Here is a 3,017-nt window from a genome sequence, read left to right on the forward strand (position 1 = left end):
AAGCGTCCGCGAGCAGGGCGGGCGCGATCGCGCCGTAGGACGCCTCGCCGACGCCGACGGCCGCGCGCGCCGAGAAGAGGGCGAAGAAGCTGCGCGCGAGGCCGCCCGCCGCCGTCGCGACGCTCCAGACCGCGATTCCGACTCCCAGGAGCGGCGGCCGGGACCGGCGGTCGCCGAGCACGCCGAAGACGGGCGAGGCGGCCATGTACACGACCACGAACGCCGTGACGAGGGACCCCAGCTGGAGGTCGGATGGATGGAGCTCGGAATGGCGGAGGCTCTCGACGAGCGCCGCCACGACGTACCGATCGAGATAGTTGAACAGGTTGATGAGCGTCAGGATCGCGAGAGCGCCGCGGGCGGAGCGAAGGAGGCTCGATCGGGAGGCCATGAGGGTCCCGCGATGCTAGTGTTCCCGGCGCGAAATAGCGACACCGCGAAACGGATCTCCCCGGGGATAAGGGATCGTGAAGAAGGCTCCCGGCGCTCCCGCGCGGAGTTACTATCGGGCCGATGAGCCGCCGCCGCGCCCTCGTCGTCTTCACCCGGAGCCCGGAGGCCGAGGCGCGCGCGAAGGGATTCTCGTCTGCTTCGGCGGCACCCCTCTTCCGCGCCCTTCTCGACTCCTGGGTCCGTCTCGCCCGCGAGACCGGCACGGACCTGGTCCTCGCGTCTCCCGCGGCGTGCCGCCGCCGGCTGGAAGGCTCCGGCATCGCTCCGGAGGCTCGCTTCCTCACGCAGCGCCGGGCCGCGTTCGGCGAACGGGTCGCGGCGATTTTCCGCGAGACCTTCGCCCTCGGATTCGAGTCGGTCGTGCTCGTCGGCGCGGACGGGCCGGCGATCGAACCGCGCGACCTCCGCCGCGCGTTCGCGGCGGCCGAGGCGGGCGAGGTCGCGCTCGGGCCCGCGAACGACGGGGGGGTCTATCTGATCGGGATGGATGGACGGGACGCGGATCTCGCCCGGTGTCTCCGGCTCCGGGACCCGCGGGCGCTCGTTTCCCTCCTTTCGGCGGCGGCGGACCGCCGCCGCGGCGTCGTCCTCTTCGCGCCGCGCCGGGAGATCGATTCGACTCTGGACGCGGTCCGCGTTCGCGGTCTCGCGGGCGTCGACCCCGACTGGTCGGACTATCGGCTTCTCCTCGAGCTGGCGCTTCGGCCGGCATGCCCCGCTCGGCGCCTCCATCGGCCGGCGGCGCCGGCGCCCTTCTCGCTCGGCCGCGCGCCGCGCGGACCACCCGCCGCCTGACGCGTCGCGCCCTCACCTTTTTTTCTGCAGGAGGTCCCATGACCGTTCTCGCCGAGAGAACTCCGCTGTTCGTTCCGCCGCTCGATCGATTCGAGACCGGCGGGCGGACCTATGCGATCGACGCGGCCGCTCCGAACTGGATCGCCGTCGACGAGCCGGGAGCCGCCGTGCTCGACGCCATCGCGGCCGAGCCCGGGATCGCTTTCGGGACGCTCGTCGCGCGCCATGCGCGGGAACGCGAGCGGGAAGCCGGCCGGGCGTGGCTCGAAATACACGATTTCGTTCGCGCGCTCGACCGCGCCGGCTTTCTGGCGCCGGAGCCGTTCCGCCGGCCGGAATACCCGGGCCGTGCCGCGCTCGCCTCGCCCGAGGGTCTCCGCGAGCTCTGGATCCAGGTCAACAACGCCTGCAACCTCTCGTGTGCGCACTGCCTCGTCTCCTCCGGGCCGGGCGGCGATCCGGGGATCGAGCCGGAAGCGCTCCGGCGCCTCGTCGACCGCGCCTCGGCGATGGGTCTGGAGAGGCTCTACGTCACGGGAGGGGAGCCGTTCCTGCGGCGCGACCTCTTCGCTCTCCTCCGCCGGGCGACGGAGGACCTCGGGGTCGAGGCGATCGTCCTGACCAACGCGACGGTGTTCGCCGGCGCGGTTCGCGAAGGGCTCGCCGGGCTCGACCGCCGGTTCGTGAAGTTCCAGGTCTCGGTCGACGGAGCCCGGCCGGAGACGAACGATCCCGTGAGGGGCGCCGGCACGTTCCGGCGCGCCGTCGAGGGAGCCAGGATCCTGGCCGATCTCGGTTTCGACGTCGCGCTCACGACGGTCGCGACGGAAGACAACGTCGGCGAGCTCGAGCGGCTCCCCGCGATCGCGCGGGCCGCGGGCGCCCGCAGCCAGCACCTGATGTGGAGTCACCGCCGCGGCCGGGCGTCCGTTTCGGGAAACGGTTTTTTCCCCGGGAGGGAGGCCCTGATCGACGCGGTGGCGCGCGTGGCCGAAGCCTCCGGCGCGGAAGGAATCGCCTTCGACAATCTCGAGAGCGTCCGCCGGCGCGTCAACGGCGTTCCCGGAGTGAAGTACGACCTCGGAAACGCGGGATGGGATTCGGTGTGCGTGTACGCCGACGGAGCGGTGTACCCCTCCGCGGCCCTCGCGGGAGAGCCCGCTCTCCGCTGCGGCGACGCGCTCCGCGAAGACCTGGCCGACATCCTCGAGGGCTCGCCCGTCGTGCGCGCGCTGCGCGCCGCGACGATCGCCCGGAAGCCCTCGCTCGCGGCCGATCCGTTCCGGTTCCTCACCGGGGGAGGGGACGTCGAGCATGCCTGGTGCTTCACGGGAGACTTCCTCGGCGACGATCCGTATTACCCGATCACGGTGGCGCTCGCGCGGTCCGTGATGGAGGATCTCGGCCGGGAAAAGAGCGCGCGGCGCAACGAACGGTCGGGATATCCGGCGCCCCTCGTTCTCCACGCGATGGGGGAAGGCGCGGTCGCCTGTGGAACCGCCGACGGGGCGCTCGCGGACCGCCCCGTGCTCACGCTCCACTCGAACTGCGTCCTCTCCTTCGACGTGGATCGCCCCCGGGCGAAGGTGCGCGCCTTCTACGGCGCCGCCGCCGAGAAGCCCCGGCCGGAGCTCTGTTGCCCCGCGAAATACGACGACTCGCTGGTCTCGCACATCCCGAAGGACGTGCTCGACCGGTTCTACGGGTGCGGATCGCCGATCGGCGCCGCGGCGATCCGGAAAGGGGAGACGGTGCTCGACCTCGGTTCG

General features: G+C 72.2%; 3 protein-coding genes. 2 read left to right on the forward strand and 1 reads right to left on the reverse strand.

Annotated elements, in window-relative coordinates; genetic code table 11:
• The coding region (locus VFS34_07700) for an MFS transporter (protein ID HET9794331.1) at nt 1-391 on the reverse strand (391 nt) is incomplete at its 3' end.
• A gap of 122 nt (nt 392-513) precedes the next feature.
• Between VFS34_07700 and VFS34_07705 the strand changes: the two genes are divergently transcribed.
• Both VFS34_07705 and VFS34_07710 read left to right on the forward strand, forming a co-directional pair.
• Nucleotides 514-1,248, forward strand: a complete 735-nt coding sequence (locus VFS34_07705) for a DUF2064 domain-containing protein (GenBank protein HET9794332.1) — start codon at nt 514-516, stop codon at nt 1,246-1,248.
• Nucleotides 1,249-1,286: 38 nt separating this feature from the next.
• The coding region (locus tag VFS34_07710) for a radical SAM protein (GenBank protein ID HET9794333.1) at nt 1,287-3,017 on the forward strand (1,731 nt) is incomplete at its 3' end.

The sequence above is a fragment of the Thermoanaerobaculia bacterium genome, from assembly GCA_035717485.1.
Lineage (GTDB): Bacteria > Acidobacteriota > Thermoanaerobaculia > UBA5066 > DATFVB01 > DATFVB01.

What these genes read in the sequence shown, in the direction of transcription:
- VFS34_07705 (HET9794332.1), top strand. Translation starts at nt 514, where the DNA reads ATGAGCCGCCGCCGCGCCCTCGTCGTCTTCACCCGGAGCCCGGAGGCC.